This is a genomic window from Streptomyces sp. JLBG701, from assembly GCF_058544905.1.
In genome coordinates this window covers 3,466,245-3,481,904 of sequence record NZ_CM178588.1, presented here as the reverse complement: position 1 = coordinate 3,481,904, position 15,660 = coordinate 3,466,245, and the positions used below count along the sequence as shown (strand labels likewise).

The window sequence follows — 15,660 nt, the reverse complement described above, 5'->3', positions numbered from 1 at the left end:
GGTGGTGGCGGGAAGCCTCGCTCATTTTGTACCGTTGAGAAACAAAGTGGCTCCCGCCCGTTTTCCCTGACCGGCGGGCGGGGCCGCCTTGTTTCTTCTCCCGCGTTTTCGTTTCTCGCGCCCTGGAGCTGCTGATGACGGCCACGACCGTGCTGACCGCCCGCGCCCTCCTGCTCGACATGGACGGCACCCTCGTCAACTCCGACGCCGTGGTCGAGCGGATCTGGCGTCGCTGGGCCGAACGGCACGGGCTCGACGCGGACGAGATCCTGAAGGTCGTCCACGGGCGCCAGGGCCACGCCACGATGGCGCTGCTGCTGCCCGACCGGCCCACGGAGCAGAACCACGCCGAGAACGCGCGCATGCTCGCCGAGGAGACCGCCGACATGGACGGCGTCGTCGAGATCGCCGGCGCGCACGAGTTCCTCGCGTCACTCACCGGGGTCCCGCACGCCCTGGTGACCTCCGCCGACGTCGCCCTCTCAACGGCCCGCATGACCGCCGCCGGCCTCGCCCTCCCCGACGTCCGCATCACCGCCGAGTCCGTCGGCGCCAGCAAGCCCGACCCCGAGGGCTTCCTCAAGGGCGCCGCCGAACTGGGCGTGGCCCCCGCCGACTGCATCGTCTTCGAGGACTCGGGCGCGGGGATTGAGGCGGGGCGCTCCGCGGGGATGCGCGTGGTCGGGGTGGGCCCGAGGGCCGGCTTCTACGGTCCGGATGTGGTGGTACGGGATCTGACGCAGGTGCGGGTGGAGGTTGTGGGGGACGGGACGATTCGAGTGCACGTCGGCTGAGGCGCGCCCCTTCAGGGGCGCGGGGCTGTGTCGATATGCGGCTCCGCCGCGTGGACGCGACCAGCCCCCACCGGCCCGCGGCCAAACGCCAACGCACCCCTACGGCTCAGTAGTCTCCGCTTCCAGCTTCTCCCGCGAAGGCGCGTCATAGACCCCAAGGTCGTCCGTATCGACGGACCGCGACCACTGATAGTTACGCAGCGCGTCCTCCACCTCGGTGGTGAACTTCCCGTCGGCCTCGCCGTTGTACAGATACACCTGCTTCAGCCGCAACTGGAGCTCGACGACTTCGTCGCCACGGTCCCCCTCGCGCAGGACGAGGTCCTCGCTCTCCCGCCCGTTACCCGGCTCCACCGTGCCGGTGGCGGACGCGGTCGTCGGGGACGCGGTGGGGGACGTGGACCGGGACGGAGTCGAGGACGCGCTCGACGCCGGCGCGGAGGGCGACACGCTGCGCGACGGTGCGGGCTGCGCGGACGCCGTCCGGGCGGACGTACGGCTGCTGGACGGTGACACGGACACCGCGCTGGTCGACGCCTCCGGGACCGCGGCCCGTACGTCCTTCGGCGGGGCGGCGGCGCGTGACGGCGTCTCGTACGTGAACAGCCCGCTGGCGAACCCGGCCGCGGCCACCACCGCGACGAGGCCGCCGCCGACACCGAGAACGACGGTACGGCGACGCGGGAGACGCGACGCCCCCTCTTCGTCCTCGTCGCCGGAGGCCGAGGCGTCGGCCTCGAACATGCGCAGGTCGTCGGTGCTGGGTGCGGGTGCCTGCGGTGCAACAGGGTGCAGCGCCATCGTGACCTCGACGGCCGGCAACTGCTCGGTCTCGTCGCCGACGGCCTCCGCGTCCAGGTCGACGTACGGCCGTATGCGCAGCGGATCGAAGTCCTCGGCCGCGGCCGCCTCCGCCGTACGGGCGTCACGCAGGGCGTCGGAGGCGCGCTGGGTGCAGGCGCACGACGGGGTGTTGTCCGGTCCGCGGGGCGCCCCGCACTCCGGACACATGTGCCCCTTCGCCTCGTCCACGCGTTCGTCCCCTCCCCAGGTTCTTCACAACGAAACCAGAGACTATGCGGGTCCCACCCGCCTCGTCTCCCCCAACCCTCCGGAATACCGGGTTCCACCAGGACTCAACAGGCCATAACCGGTCACACCGATCACGATGTATGTGTAACGAGAGCCCCTGGAGGTCTTCATGGCCGCGGATGCGCACGGTAGGACGGGAAATGTGCGAGACGCACAGCCTCCCCGGCGGGGGTCGAGCGCCCAGGAACACGTGCCCGGCGACGTTCTCGTCCCGATCGGCGCCCTGCTTCTGGGCATGCTGCTCGCCGCCCTCGACCAGACGATCGTGTCGACCGCGCTGCCCACCATCGTCAGCGAGCTGGGTGGCCTGGAGCACCTGTCCTGGGTGGTCACCGCGTATCTGCTCGCCTCGACCGCCGCGACCCCGCTGTGGGGAAAACTCGGCGACCAGTACGGCCGCAAGAAGCTCTTCCAGACCGCGATCGTGATCTTCCTGATCGGCTCGGCGCTGTGCGGAATGGCGCAGAACATGCCCCAGCTGATCGCCTTCCGCGCCCTGCAGGGCCTGGGCGGCGGTGGCCTGATGGTGCTGTCGATGGCGATCGTCGGCGACCTCGTCCCACCCCGCGAACGCGGCCGCTACCAGGGCCTGTTCGGCGCGGTCTTCGGCGCGACGAGCGTACTGGGCCCCCTGTTGGGCGGCCTGTTCACCCAACACCTCAGCTGGCGTTGGGTGTTCTACGTCAACCTGCCGATCGGCGTAGTAGCCCTCGCCGTGATCGCGGCGGCCCTGCACATCCCGCACCGGGCCGCCCGGCACGTCATCGACTACCTCGGCACCTTCCTCATCGCCTCCGTCGCCACCTGCCTGGTCCTCGTCGCCTCCCTCGGCGGCACCACCTGGGGCTGGGGCTCGCCGCAGATCGTGGGCCTCGCGGTGCTGGGTGTCGTGCTGGCCGTGGCCTTCGTCCGGGTCGAGCGGCGGGCCGCCGAACCCGTCCTCCCGCTCAAGCTCTTTCGTATCCGCACCTTCACCCTCGCCGCCGTGATCAGCTTCGTCGTCGGCTTCGCGATGTTCGGCGCGATGACCTACCTGCCGACCTTCCTCCAGGTCGTCCAGGGCGTCACGCCCACCATGTCCGGCGTGCACATGCTGCCGATGGTCCTCGGCCTGCTGATCGCCTCGACCGCCTCCGGGCAGATCGTCAGCCGCACCGGGCGCTGGAAGGTCTTTCCGATCGCGGGGACAGGTGTCACGGCCCTCGGCCTGCTCCTCCTCCACCAACTCGACGAACACAGCTCCACGGCAGAGATGAGTGGCTACTTCTTCGTCTTCGGGCTCGGTCTCGGCCTGGTCATGCAGGTCCTGGTCCTGATCGTCCAGAACGCCGTCTCCTACGAGGATCTCGGCGTCGCCACCTCCGGCGCGACCTTCTTCCGGTCCATCGGGGCCTCGTTCGGCGTCGCCATCTTCGGAACGGTCTTCGCCGGCCGCCTCGGGGACAAACTCACCGACGCCTTCCGCGGCACCCAACTCCCGCCCGGCGTCTCGGCCGACACCCTGAAGGCCGACCCACGCGGGATCGCCGAACTCCCGGCCGCCCTGCGCCCGCCCGCGCTGGACGCCTACGCGTCGTCCATCACCGACGTCTTCCTCTACGCCGCCCCCGTCGCCCTCCTCGGCTTCGTCCTGGCCTGGTTCCTCAAGGAGGACAGACTGCGCGCCTCGGTGACCGCACCCGACGTCACCGAGACCCTCGCCAGCAACCCGGTCCAGCGGTCCTCCTACGACGAGGTGTGCCGGTCCCTGTCGGTGCTCGGCAGCCGTGAGGGGCGGCGTGAGATCTATCGGACGATCACGGAGAAGGCTGGGTATGACTTGTTGCCTGCGGCGAGTTGGCTGCTGTTGCGGACCAGGAAGTACGGCTGGACGGAACCGGCCGTCCTCGCCGAGCGCACCGACATTCCCCTGACCGTCATCATCGCGGCCGCACGGCAGGTCGAGGAACGTCGGCTTGCTGTGCGGGAGGGGTTGGACCTTGTTCTCACGGAGCAGGGGCGTGAGGTTGCCGAACAGTTGTCGCGGGCACGGGAGGAGTCCCTGAGCGAGTTGCTGGGCGACTGGTGGGGGGCGGAGCGGCCTACGGACCTGGTGCAGTTGGTGAAGGAGCTGAACGACGAGCTTTGTGGGTCGGATGGGGAGCAGCCGCGCAATGGGGCAGTGGCGCGGTTTAGTTGAGGGTTTTGCGGAACCAGTGTTCGGCGTAGGGGTCGGTGTTGTGGCGGGCGGATTCCTTGTAGCCGAGGCGGGTGTAGAGGGTGCGGGCCTCTATTAGGTCGGAGCGGGTGTCCAGGATCATGTGGGTGGCGCCCAGGGCTCGGGCCTCGTCCTCCGCTGCGGATACCAGGAGGGGTGCGCCGCCCTTGCCTCGCATCTCCTCGTAGAGGTACACCCGGGTCAGTTCGGCTGTCGTCGCGTCCAGTAGGCGTACGCCCGCGCTGCCGGCCGGGGCGCCGTCGTAGCGTGCGATCAGCAACTGGCCGCTGGGCGGGGTGAGTTCGGCGCCCGTCTTCGCGGCGATCTCGCGTTCCAGTTCGGCCGGGTCCGTGCGGTGGCCCTCGTGGAGGAGGTACCAGCGGTCGCTGACCTCCGTGTAGTACGCCCGCCAGAGCGCGGCGGCTACGGGGGAGTCGAAGGGCTCCGGGGCGATGGTCCAGGGCATGAACGACATTCTCGGGAGTCCGGCCACCTCGTCCGCAACTGGATATGCCGTTTGAGGTCGGGCTTTCGGGCAACCCGGATTTCTAACCGACCCTGCACGAGGGTTGGTTGGGTCGAGAACCCCGGAAGGCATTCATGTCCACAGGCGTGATCATCGTTTTGATCCTGATCGTGATCGGGGCAGCCGTTGTCGTTGTCGCGGCCGTTCCGACCCTGCGTGCCCGCGTCCCCCGTGTTCCGCAGGGCGGCGCGGGTCTGAAGAGGCGCTTCGGGCCCGAGTACGAACGGGCCGTGGCCCGGCACGACGGCGACGCGAAGGCGGCGGAGCGTGAACTCGCCGAGCGCGTCGAACGCCACGGTGCCCTGCGCGAACGGCCGTTGGAGCCCGCCGAGCGCCGCCGCTTCGAGGCCCGCTGGACCGCGGCCCAGGAGCACTTCGTCGAGTCGCCCAGGGAGGCCGTCTCCGAGGCGGACCGACTCCTCGCCGAGCTGGCCGGGGTGCGCGGCTTCCCGGACGGCGGACAGTACGACGAGCAGCTCGCCGCGCTTTCCGTGCACCACGCGGACCACGTGCACGGCTACCGGCGCGTGCACCGCGTCGCACGCGCGCGTGTCGGCAGCGCCCAGGAGGGAGCCAAGGCCGCGCCCGGCACGGAGGAGATGCGGACGGCCATGGTCGAGGCCCGCGCCCTCTTCCTGGACCTGGTGGGCACCGCCCCCAAGACCTTTGCCAAGGCAGCCCCGGCAACCGCTCCCAAGGCAGCCCCAGAGGCCGCCCCCAAGGAAAACGGCCGTCGGCCCGCTCGGACGGCCGGCGACGACAGCGAGCAACCCGCCCGTACCGACGGCGCCGGCCGGCTGCCGTGGGCGTTCACCAGGCGTCAGACGAAGGGGAATTGACCGGCATGGGCATCGACACAGCGCTTCTCCCCAGCGAGGAGCACGACAAGCTCTCGCAGCGGCTTCAGCACGCGGTCAGTGGATTCGTGGACGGGCCCCGCGCCGCCGTGGAGGAGGCCGACCAAGTACTTCAGGAGGTCACCGCACGTTTCTCCGACGCGGTCAACCGGCGCCGCAGTGTCCTGCGCGGGTCCTGGCGGCCCACCGACGGGACCAATGCCGAGGGCGACGGCGAGGGCGAGGGCGACAGCCGGGGCGAGACTGCGGCCTCCGCCGGCGGCGACACGGAACAGCTCCGCCTGGCCCTGCGGGACTACCGCGAGCTGACCGAGCGACTTCTGCGCCTCTGACCCCCGGTACGCGCCCTACCCGGCCGCCGTCCTGCGCTCCCGCCACTCGCGTACGACCTCTTCGACGTCGTACGGCTTCTTGCCCAGCGGGGGGCCGGGCGGCGGTTTGAACATCATCTCGCTGATCTTCGCGTTGATCTCGGTGATGATCCGCCGGACGATCCGCTCCGAGGGGGCCGCGTACGCCGCGGTCAGGGCGTCCTCGGCCTCCTTGCGCAGGGCCAGCGCCGGGGGCAGGACGGACAGGCCCTCGCGGGCCATCTTCCGCTTGATCCACCAGAGTTCGTCGTACGTCGTCGTGTCGGCGTCGGCCGGCAGCGGCTTGCCCGCGCCGGGCAGGTGCTCGAACTCGCCGCGTGCCTCCGCGTCGCGGATCTGCTTGTCGACCCAGGACTCGAACGGGACACCAGGTGGCTTTCGCTCGGTCATGAACCCATTGTGCCGGACGCGATAACGCCGGGCGATTTAGGATGCCGCCCGGTGGCGCCAACCGGGCCGCCGGGCAAGGACCTTGCAGAAGGAGCGCACGTGCTCGAACTCACCATGGCTACCGTCTCCGGGACGGAAGCAGGCGCCACGGCCGGGATGCTCATGGCCGACGCGCCCAGCGACCCGGGAGCCGTGCTCAGGGTGGGCCGGGACAAGGCCGTGTGCCGTCTCGCGTCACCCGACGACTGGCTGTTCGTCTCGCGGGTCCACCTGGAGTTCCTGTGCGGACCGGACGGCATCTGGCAGGTGACCTGGCTGCGCGGCTCGCTGCCCGAGCCGTCCTCCGAGGTCCGGCTGGTGGTGGGCGAGTACGCCCAGCCCGTGCCCTACGGCGGCACGGTGCGGCTGCCCAGGGGCGGCGCCGGCGAACTCGTCATCCAGGACCGCACCGGCCCGCGCAGCGTCAACGTCGGCTTCTACCACGAGGAGTAGTGCCCAGGAGTAGCGCCTTCGGCGTCCGGTGGCCCTACGCCAGCACTCGCGCCAGCGCGAAACCGTCGTAGCCCTTGCTGCCCACCGTCTGGATCGCCGTGCCGCTCAGGCGCGGGTGCTCGGCGATCAGTTCGAGCGCGGCCCGGGTGCCGCGCACGCTCGGGTCGGTGCTCGTGGGGTCGGTCACCCGGCCGCCGCGTACGACGTTGTCGACGACGATCAGGCTGCCCACGCGGGTGAGCTTGAGGGCCCATTCCACGTAGTGCGGGTTGTTGACCTTGTCGGCGTCGATGAAGACCAGGTCGAAGGGGGCCGGGTTCTCGTCGGCCAGCTTGGGCAGCGACTCCAGGGCCGGGCCGACGCGCACCTCGGTGATGCGGTCGAGGCCGGCGCGGGCGAGGTTGCGGCGGGCGACCTCGGCGTGGGTGGCGTCGTACTCCAGCGAGATGAGGCGGCCGTCCTCGGGGAGGGCGCGGCCCAGCCAGATGGTGCTGTATCCGGCGAGCGTGCCGATCTCCAGGATCGTGCGGGCGCCCTGGATCTGGGCGAGGAGCTGGAGCAGCTTGCCCTGGTTCGCCGCGACGTTGATGTGGGGCATGCCGACCGCGTCGGCGTCGCGCAGCGAGGCTTCGAGCGCCTCGTCTTCCGGGGAGAGCAGGGCGGTGAAGTAGTCGTCGACGTCGTCCCAGAGCTGCGACTCGCTCATCGAGGCTATGCCTTTCGTATGCCTAGTTAGTGCTTCTAACTAGTTCCGCTAACGAATATAGTCGCGTGCCGGTTCCCATGTCAGCTTCCATTCTCCCCCTCGTCGGCGGTTTTCAGCCGATCGGAGGAGGCGGCTGGGTCGGTCGTGGAGGGAAGCGCGTGCGCTTGGCGTGTGCGGCCCGCCGCCGTCGCCGTACGACCAGCAGGGCGGTGGCCGTCGCGAACGCGGCCGGTCCGCCGGCGACCGTCAGCATCCATGCCGGGATGCCCATCGCCTTGGTCAGCCGGTCCTCGTAGATCACCTGCTGGAAGGGCGTGTCCTGGGCGGCCTGAACCAGTTCGTGGTCGGCGGAGATGTTCCCGGGGGACGGGAACTCCTGGAGGACGGACGTCAGGAACGGTGTGCCCTCCGCCAGCTCGGCCAGCGCGCCCGAGGTCGCGGTGACCCGGCCCGCGAAGGCGACCCGGGGGCGCTCGCCGCCGATCGCGGAGCTCGGCTCCATGCGGTGGGCGGCCAGGATGTACAGGCCGAGCGACTGCGGTGTGGCGGCCGGCCGGGACAGGCGCATCGGGTAGACGGGCGTGTCGGCGGCGAAGGTGAGGTGGAGCGGGTCGAGGGTGCCGCTCAGGGCGGTGCCGGCGGTCTCGGGGGCGAGGCGCAGGGCGACGTACTCCCAGCGCTGGGCGACGTAGGGCCGTAGCGCCACCGTCAGGCGGGACGGGAGGGTGAAGCCGTTGGTGTTGAGCCAGTCGCGGAGGGCGCCCGGGTCGGTGGCGGTCAGCTGGGCCACGTCGAAGGGGCCCAGGCGCTGGCGGCCGACGACGTCCACGCCACCCTGCGGGGGCCGTGGTGGCGCGTCGGCGTTGTCGCCCGTGACGAGCGGCCAGTCCCCGTCCTGGGGCCAGAAGTGGTACCGCTCGCGGTGTACGGGCGCGGTGGCGGCGGCGAGCTCGTCGAAGAGTGCCGGATCGCCCAGCCGTACGGTCGCGCGGCTCGGCACCGGCATGACCCACGCGGCCCGCTCGGCGTCCCCCTCGACGGTCAGGCTCGTCACGATCTGCTCCTGCCGGCCGTCCCAGCGGACGACGGACACCTCGCGGTCCACCCCGACCCGCTGCCCGGTGTCGGGCACCAGCGCCCCGCAGCCGCACGCGTAGGCGGGCGCCACCAGCGAGCCGAGCTGGAGGGCGAGCAGGGTCAGGACGACGATCGCGGTACGCGCGCGTGCCCATCTCCGCAGTAACCGGACCATTCTTGTGAAGCCCCTTTCATGGCGCGTCGACAGGCACTCAGACGGTACGGCGGAACGGGAGGTTCCGTTGCCCTGTCACCGTGGAGATACGGAGCGTCGCGAGGGGCGTGCGAGCAGGTATGGCCGTCACTGAGCGGAATCTCCTCATCGCGATGTGATCCAAGTCGCGTCCAACGGAGGCGAGGCAACCTCTTGCGCACTATCGTCATCCGGACAAAAGGAGAGAGGACGTCAGGTGAACCGGGGGTTGCCTGCGTCTCTCCCGGGGGTGGTGCGGGCCGCATAGGCTTCGCAAAGGGACCTCGCGCGCGTGACGCGTGGGACGAACGGGGCGGGAGGCCGACGAGGCGTGGCGAACGTGGAGCACAGCGGACGACCGGCGGGAGTCTTCGGAACGACCGGAGCGACGGCCGCCGGCACGGCCAGGGCACGCCTGCGCGCGGCACGCGTCGCCCTGTGGGCCGTCGCCGCGATCCTCGCCGTACGACAGGTGACCGTCGTCCTCAGCACCCCGCGCGGGGAGCGGCTGACCGATCTGGAGACCTGGGTCGGTCCCAACGGCGTCCTGCACGTCAAGGGCTCGCTGTACGACTCGACGCGGTTCACCGGCACCCCCTTCGGCGGGCTCGTCCTCAAGCCGCTCACCAGGTCCGCGGAACAGGCCCTCGGCTGGGGCTGGACCTTCGGCACCCTGCTCCTGGTCGTCGCGCTCGGCCTCGTGGCCGCCCGTGCCCTGCCCAAGCCCGTGACCCGCCGCGCCTCGCTGCTCGCCGCGCCCGTCGCGATCAGCCTGCTCATGCTGTCGCTGCCGGTCCGCAACACGCTCTGGCTCGGCCAGACCAGCATCATCCCGGTCCTGCTCGTCCTCCTGGGCTGTTTCACGGTACGAGGGGAGCGGACGAGCGGCCTGCTGATCGGCGTCGCGGCGGCCCTCCAGCCGACCGTGCTGCTCTTCGCCCCCCTCCTCTGGTTCACCGGCCGCCACCGGGCCGCCGCCTCCACCGGCCTCACCTTCGCCGCGTGCACGGTGCTCGCCTGGGCCGCGATGCCGCACGACTCGTACACCTACTGGGTCCACCACATGGCGGGCGTGGGGCTGGGCGGCAAGGCCGACGACCTGGCCAACCAGTCCCTGCACGGTGCGCTGCTGCGGCTGGGCCTCGAAGGCCCTCTGGAGATCGGCCTGTTCTTCGTCCTGGGGGCGGCCGTGGCGACGCTCGGCGTGCGCCGGGCGGTGCGTTACGCGCGCGACGGACAACTGCTCCTCGCGGTCGCGATCACCGGCTGCGCCGCGATCGTGGTCTCCCCGACGACCTGGCAGCACCAGTTGCTGTGGATCCTGCTCGCGGTCGTGGGCCGGGTCGGCAAGCGAGCCTCGGACCGGATGGTGTGGCCGGTCGCCGTCGTCATCGTGATGACCCTGCCGGCGAAGATGATGCTGCCGAACATGGCGGCGGTGTACCCGCTCAGGGACAACGTGGTGCTCCTCGCGGCGCTGCTGGCCGCCACAGTCGTACCGTTCCTGCCACGCGAGTCGCCCTACTACCGGTCACCGATCCCGACCGAGTACGCCGAACCGGTCCCGGCACGCTGGAAGCGAGTCCCGCTCCTCCCGTTCCTGCGCAGGGTCCTGACCCGCCCGAACCTCCTCCTGGAACTGCTGCTGATCCGCGTGACGTACGCCGCGTACCAGAAGGTCAGACTCGCGGCGACCGGCGGCAGCAGCGCGGAGGGCCGGGCCACCGCCGAACGCCACGGCGACCAGATCCTGGACCTGGAGCGGTGGCTGCACATGGACATCGAGCAGTGGGCCAACCACGCGGTGGTGAAGGTCGACTGGCTCCGGAACTTCTTCGACTTCTACTACGAGTCCTTCCACTTCGTGGTCCCGCTGAGCGTGCTGGCGGTGCTGTATGTGCGCCGCCCGGTGGACTACCGCTGGGCGCGGGCGTCCCTCGGCCTGACGACACTCCTCGCCCTGGTCGGCTTCTGGCTCTACCCGCTCGCGCCGCCGCGCCTGATGCCGGGCCTGGGAGTCATCGACACCGTGCACGGCGTCCAGGACTTCACCAAGCCGGACTACGGCACGCTCACGGCCCTGACCAACCAGTACGCGGCGATGCCGTCGCTGCACTTCGGCTGGTCGCTGTGGTGCGGGGTCGTGATCGCGATCATCGCGCCCAAGTGGTGGATGAAGGCCCTGGGCCTGCTGCACCCCCTCTTCACGGCCTCGGCGATCGTGGCGACCGGCAACCACTGGGTGCTCGACGCGGTGGGCGGGGCGGTGGTGGTCGGCGCGGGCTTCGGGCTGGCGTATCTGTTCCAGGGGCCGCGCGCGAAGGGTGTGGTGGGGGTTGCGGTCAGTGGGGAGCGGGAGCCGGTGAAGGCCTCCGCTCCGGGCTGACCGGCCCGTCCATCGTCCATCGGGTGAGGTCTGTGATGGGAGCCTTTGGGCCGGCGAGCGAGAAGGAAACCGCAGGTCGGGGTGGACGGGGCGTGGCCCAGAGGTTCCAGTCACCCCCACTGGCATGACGGATGGGGAACCCGTCGACCGGCTGTCGATCGGCGATTCAACCCGCGTCGATCGGCAGCGCTCACTGTTGTCGTCGCCGGGCCCTGGTTCCCGGCGAGGACCCGTCGAACACAAGGAATGCGCGACCGTGACTGGTGTAGTGAGCTCGAAGCCGGATGTCCACGACATGGTGGTGGTGCACCGCAGTTTCCGTCAATCGTGTGCGGAATTGCCGGATTTGGTGCGTGGATTGCCGACCGGTGACACCGCGCGGGCCGCGCTGGTCGTCGACTCGGTGCGGCTCATGCTCAGTGGCCTGGACGCCCACCACCGCAGCGAGGACGAATTCCTCTGGCCCCGGCTCGAAAAGCGGATGGCGGAGGAGGCCGAGGTGATCGCGCGCATGGAGGCGCAACACCATCGGATCGAGGAGCTGGTCGCGCAGGTGACGGGCGTGCTGGACGAGCTGGCCGTCAATCCCCGGCGGGCCCTCTGTGAGCAGGTGGCAGTACAACTCACCGAACTGGGATCGGTGTTGAACGCGCACATGGACGAGGAGGAGAACCTCATTCTGCCGTTGGCCGCCGAGCATCTGACCATCGCGGAATGGGAGGAGCTCGGGCAGCTCAGCCTGGCGAAGATGGACAAGCAGTATCTGCTGCGCGCCTTCAGCGCGTTGCTGGCGGTGGCGACTCCCGAAGAGCGGCGAACGCTTCTCGCCAAGGCGCCGCTGCCCGCGCGTCTCATGTGGAGCCTGTTCGGGCGGCGCTCGTACGCCCGCCTGCGGGTTCGCCTGTATGGAGCGTCAGCGGGATGACCGGCGGAACCGTATAGCTCGACAAGCGTCCGCCGAGCCCGTTCGGACGGCCAGTTAAACTCTGCCGCGTGGTGACAGCGGTGGAAGGGTTCGGGTTTCGGCTGCTGGGGCCGCTGAGTGGCCGGCATGACGGGCTTGAGCTGGAGCTGGGCAGCCCGTTGCAGCGTGCGGTACTGGTGCGGCTGCTGCTCGGGGAAGGACGCCAGTGCGGGCTCGACCACTTCATCGACGCGCTGTGGGAACAGCCACCCGGTAACGCGGTGCGCTCTGTGCAGACGTACGTCTATCGCATCCGAATCATGCTGGGCGATGATCGTTCCCGGCTGGAATCCACGCCGGGCGGATACCGGCTCGATATTCCGGAGCAGGCGGTCGACGCCCTGCGTTTCGAGCGACTCGTACGTGAGGGCGAGGAACTGCGCGCCGCGCGGGAGACCGGCCCCGCCCTGCGTGCGTTCGACGCCGCGCTGGCGTTGTGGTCCGGGGAGCCGCTGTCCGGAGTGCCTGGCCCCTATGCGCACCGGCATCGCCGACGGTTCGCCGATCTGCGACTTAATGCCCAGGTGGCGCAGTTGGAGTGTGCCAATGAACTGGGTGAGCACGCGCGCGTGGCGACGGAACTGTCCGCGCTGATCGCCGACCATCCGCTGCGGGAGGACTTGTACTCACTGCGTATGCGCGCGTTGCAGAACGCCGGGCGGGCGGCGGAAGCGCTGGCGGTCTACGCCGTGGCCCGCGAGACCATGGCGGCCGAACTGGGCATGGATCCGGGGCCGGAGCTGCGTGAGTTGCAGGCACGGATCCTCCGCGGCGACGAGCCTGTTCCTGTTCCTGACCCCGTTTCCGTCCCTGTCGACTCGCATCCAGGTGAATCGGTATCAGCGGCAATCGGCGCTCGCCCGCAGCAACTCCCCCCGGCACCGGGCGACTTCGTCGGCCGGGAACGGCTGCAGGAGCGTGTCCACATCGCGCTGCGGCCCAGTACGGAAGCGGTCGCGCTCGCCGTGCTCAGCGGTATCGGCGGCGTGGGGAAGACCGCGCTCGCGTTGCGCGTCGCCCACCGGATCCGTGGCGACTATCCGGACGGGCAGCTCTATGTGGACCTGCGGGGTGACGGCGACCAACCCGCCGATCCCGCAGACGTGTTGGTCGATTTCCTGCTCGCACTCGGCATGCCCGCCGCCGAGATCCCCGCGACCCGCACCGCCCGCGCCGGGGCGTATCGAACCTTGACCGCTGATCGCCGGATTCTGGTGCTCCTGGACAACGCGTTCGACACCGCTCAGGTGACGCCGCTGCTCCCGGGCACACCGGGCAACGCCGCGCTGATCACGAGTCGGCACCGGTCGCTCGTACCGCCGGGCGCACCGCGTTTCGAGGTGCCGGTGCCCGACAAGGGGGAGGCGGTGGTCATGCTGGGCCGGTTCACCGGCGATGCCCAGATCGCCGCCGCCCCGGAACTCGCGCTCGAACTGGTCAGCGCTTGCGGGCAGTTGCCGTTGGCGTTGCGCATCATCGGTGCCCGTGCGGCGGCTCGTCCCGGACGGGGGCTCGGTGCGCAGTTGCAGCGACTGCGCACCGAGGAGCACCGGCTCGACGAGTTGCGTGCCGGAGGCGTGTCGGTGGAGGCCACCTTCCAGGTCGGATACCGGGCTCTCGCCCCCGCGCAGGCACGGGCCATGCGCCTGTGCGCGCTGCTCGATGCCGCCGATTTCCCGGTCGCGGTCGCGGCCGTACTGCTCGAACAGCCCGAGCACGAAACCGAGGACCAGCTTGAGTATCTGGTGGAAGCCGGTCTGCTCGAACCGCATTCGGCCGACCGTTACCGCTTCCACGATCTGGTACGGGCGTTCGCCGCCCGTCGTGCCGAGCGCGAGGATCCCGTCGCGGAGCGCGAGGCGGCGCTGCTGCGGTTGGCGGTGTTCCTCCGTGCCACCCTGCTGCAGGCCATGAGTGCGACCGAGCAAGCCGGCTCGCTGGGCACGCACATGCCCGCCGCGCATCAGCCCGGACTGCGGTTCGCCGACGCCGACGCGGCGCGTACCTGGCTGCTGGCCGAGCACACACTGTTGATCTCGGTGCTCGCCCGGGTGCTGCGCGACATCCCCGACGCTTCGGAGATCGTCGTCAATTCACTGTCGGTGATCGCGTTGAGCGGACTCTTCGCCGGGCCCGCGCATCAGCGGGAACTGGAACGGATCACGGATCAGGCGGTCGCGATGGCCGGCCTGGGCGACGACTCGGCGTGGCGGGCGCATGCCTGGCATGTGCGTGCCTGGCTCGCCTTCATCCGCGGTGATCTGACAGCGGCGGAATCCGACCTCCGCGAGGCGATCCGGCGTGAACGCGCCGGCGCCGACACGCTGGCACTTTTCATGTCCACTCGGCTGCTGGCGGTCGTACTGGCGGATCAGGGCCGGGATGCGGAGGCCGTCGAGTACTTCGCCGAGTCGGAAGCCGTCGCCGGCGCGGAGGACGATCCGAACAGTCCGGCCTACTTCCTCCACGAGGTGGGTCGCTTGTTCACCACGCTGAGCTCGGACCTGGCCGAGGTGAACATCGCCGCGGCACAGCATGTCTACGACGTGAGCGACCACCTGCGGGAGCACGCGGCGAAGCAGCACTGAGTCCGCACCGCCGCCGACAATGTATTGCCCTCACGCATCGCCTTCACGCGCCGTCGATCGGATGTCGATCAGCGCTCGGCACAGTGATCCGACTCGGCCGGTATCGAGCCGGCCCGCAGGAAGGACGCTGAGGACACTGATGCAGATCGGAATCGGACTCCCCAACCAGGTGCGCGACCTACACGCCCCCGTCCTCCCGAAATGGGCGGCGCGAGGGGAGGAACTGGGTTTCAGCAGCCTTGCGACGAACGGCCGTATCGCCTACCCCGGTGTCATGGACACCGTCGCACTGGCCGCGGCAGCCGGCGCGACGAGCAGAATCGGGTTGATCAGCACGGTGCTGCTGGGACCGGTATGGCCTGCGGCCCTGCTGGCCAAGGAGGCCGCGGGCATCGATGGCGTCTCCGGCGGCCGGCTCACCCTCGGCCTGGGCGTCGGCACCCCCGAGCGCACCGACGACTTCGTGGCCGACGGCCACGGTCACCGCGGCCGTGGACGCCGACTCGACGCCGACATCGAGATCTACCGCCAGGTCTGGAACGGCAAGCCCCTTGGCGGCGACAACCCCGCGGTGCCCGCCGGAACCCGCGAAATCCCGCTGCTGTTCGGCGCCTTCGCCCCCGCCGCGTACGCCCGCATGGCACGACTGGGACAGGGCTACGTCGGCCCCGCGATCCCGGCCCGGATGGCGGCCGGCGTCTTCCAACAGGCCCGCGACGCCTGGCAGCGCGCCGACCGCGCCGGCGCACCGCGACTGGTCGCGGTGTCCTACTTCGCCTTCGGCGACCCGGACGCGGCCCGGGCCAATGTGCACGACTACTACTCCAGTCTCGGCGCCGAAAACGCCGCCGCCATGGCCTCCGGGGTGGAGTCCACCGCCGAGTCGCTGCGCGAGACGGTGAAGATCTACGCCGATCTCGGCGTCGACGAGCTGATATTCAACCCGGCCACCGCCGACCTCGAAGAGGTCGATCGCCTTGCCGAGGCGGTGCTGTAGGCAGTGTTGTAGGCGGTGCTTTGGGGAGTG

Annotated in this window: 14 protein-coding genes; 9 read left to right on the top strand and 5 right to left on the bottom strand. The window is 70.2% G+C overall.

From position 1 onward, the window contains the following. The first annotated feature begins 134 nt into the window (after window positions 1-134). Window positions 135-794, top strand: coding sequence for an HAD family hydrolase (locus AC5DRG_RS15880; RefSeq protein ID WP_491811149.1), 660 nt, complete (start codon window positions 135-137; stop codon window positions 792-794). A gap of 99 nt (window positions 795-893) precedes the next feature. Here the strand turns inward: AC5DRG_RS15880 and AC5DRG_RS15875 are convergent, their stop codons facing one another. Next, entirely contained in the window at window positions 894-1,826 is a 933-nt protein-coding gene (locus AC5DRG_RS15875) for a peptidoglycan-binding domain-containing protein (protein WP_491811148.1), read from the bottom strand. Window positions 1,827-1,995: 169 nt separating this feature from the next. On the opposite strand from AC5DRG_RS15875, the gene AC5DRG_RS15870 reads away from it, so the two are divergent. Further along, window positions 1,996-4,065, top strand: coding sequence for an MDR family MFS transporter (locus tag AC5DRG_RS15870; protein ID WP_491811147.1), 2,070 nt, complete (start codon window positions 1,996-1,998; stop codon window positions 4,063-4,065). Here AC5DRG_RS15870 and AC5DRG_RS15865 read toward each other — a convergent pair. After that, the gene (locus AC5DRG_RS15865; RefSeq protein WP_491811146.1) at window positions 4,058-4,549 is read right to left on the bottom strand and encodes a GNAT family N-acetyltransferase; all 492 of its coding nucleotides are present in this window, start codon (window positions 4,547-4,549) and stop codon (window positions 4,058-4,060) included. The genes AC5DRG_RS15870 and AC5DRG_RS15865 overlap by 8 nt on opposite strands. 134 nt (window positions 4,550-4,683) lie before the next feature. On the opposite strand from AC5DRG_RS15865, the gene AC5DRG_RS15860 reads away from it, so the two are divergent. Both AC5DRG_RS15860 and AC5DRG_RS15855 read left to right on the top strand, forming a co-directional pair. Beyond that, the gene (locus AC5DRG_RS15860; RefSeq protein ID WP_491811145.1) at window positions 4,684-5,448 is read left to right on the top strand and encodes a hypothetical protein; all 765 of its coding nucleotides are present in this window, start codon (window positions 4,684-4,686) and stop codon (window positions 5,446-5,448) included. 5 nt (window positions 5,449-5,453) lie between these two features. Then, a complete protein-coding gene (locus tag AC5DRG_RS15855) occupies window positions 5,454-5,798 on the top strand; it encodes a hypothetical protein (protein ID WP_491811144.1) in 345 nt (114 codons plus the stop codon). A gap of 15 nt (window positions 5,799-5,813) precedes the next feature. Here AC5DRG_RS15855 and AC5DRG_RS15850 read toward each other — a convergent pair whose 3' ends face one another. After that, entirely contained in the window at window positions 5,814-6,227 is a 414-nt protein-coding gene (locus AC5DRG_RS15850) for a DnaJ family domain-containing protein (protein WP_491811143.1), read from the bottom strand. 99 nt (window positions 6,228-6,326) lie between these two features. Here AC5DRG_RS15850 and AC5DRG_RS15845 point away from each other — a divergent pair, with 99 nt between their 5' ends. After that, complete coding sequence (locus AC5DRG_RS15845; protein WP_491811142.1) at window positions 6,327-6,719, top strand: hypothetical protein; 393 nt, start codon at window positions 6,327-6,329, stop codon at window positions 6,717-6,719. Window positions 6,720-6,753: 34 nt separating this feature from the next. Here the strand turns inward: AC5DRG_RS15845 and AC5DRG_RS15840 are convergent, their stop codons facing one another. After that, on the bottom strand, window positions 6,754-7,425 hold the full coding sequence (locus AC5DRG_RS15840; RefSeq protein WP_491811141.1) for an O-methyltransferase: 672 nt from the start codon (window positions 7,423-7,425) through the stop codon (window positions 6,754-6,756). A gap of 112 nt (window positions 7,426-7,537) precedes the next feature. Further along, the gene (locus AC5DRG_RS15835) at window positions 7,538-8,677 is read right to left on the bottom strand and encodes a DUF2330 domain-containing protein (protein ID WP_491811140.1); all 1,140 of its coding nucleotides are present in this window, start codon (window positions 8,675-8,677) and stop codon (window positions 7,538-7,540) included. 349 nt (window positions 8,678-9,026) lie between these two features. Between AC5DRG_RS15835 and AC5DRG_RS15830 the strand changes: the two genes are divergently transcribed. From AC5DRG_RS15830 to AC5DRG_RS15815, 4 genes are all read left to right on the top strand, one after another. Then, window positions 9,027-11,081, top strand: coding sequence for a bifunctional glycosyltransferase 87/phosphatase PAP2 family protein (locus AC5DRG_RS15830; protein WP_491811139.1), 2,055 nt, complete (start codon window positions 9,027-9,029; stop codon window positions 11,079-11,081). 124 nt (window positions 11,082-11,205) lie between these two features. Continuing rightward, the gene (locus tag AC5DRG_RS15825) at window positions 11,206-12,006 is read left to right on the top strand and encodes a hemerythrin domain-containing protein (RefSeq protein ID WP_491811138.1); all 801 of its coding nucleotides are present in this window, start codon (window positions 11,206-11,208) and stop codon (window positions 12,004-12,006) included. Between the two features lie 68 nt (window positions 12,007-12,074). Next, window positions 12,075-14,633, top strand: coding sequence for an AfsR/SARP family transcriptional regulator (locus tag AC5DRG_RS15820; RefSeq protein WP_491811137.1), 2,559 nt, complete (start codon window positions 12,075-12,077; stop codon window positions 14,631-14,633). 139 nt (window positions 14,634-14,772) lie between these two features. Continuing rightward, window positions 14,773-15,630, top strand: a complete 858-nt coding sequence (locus tag AC5DRG_RS15815; protein WP_491811136.1) for an LLM class flavin-dependent oxidoreductase — start codon at window positions 14,773-14,775, stop codon at window positions 15,628-15,630. Window positions 15,631-15,660: the final 30 nt, after the last annotated feature.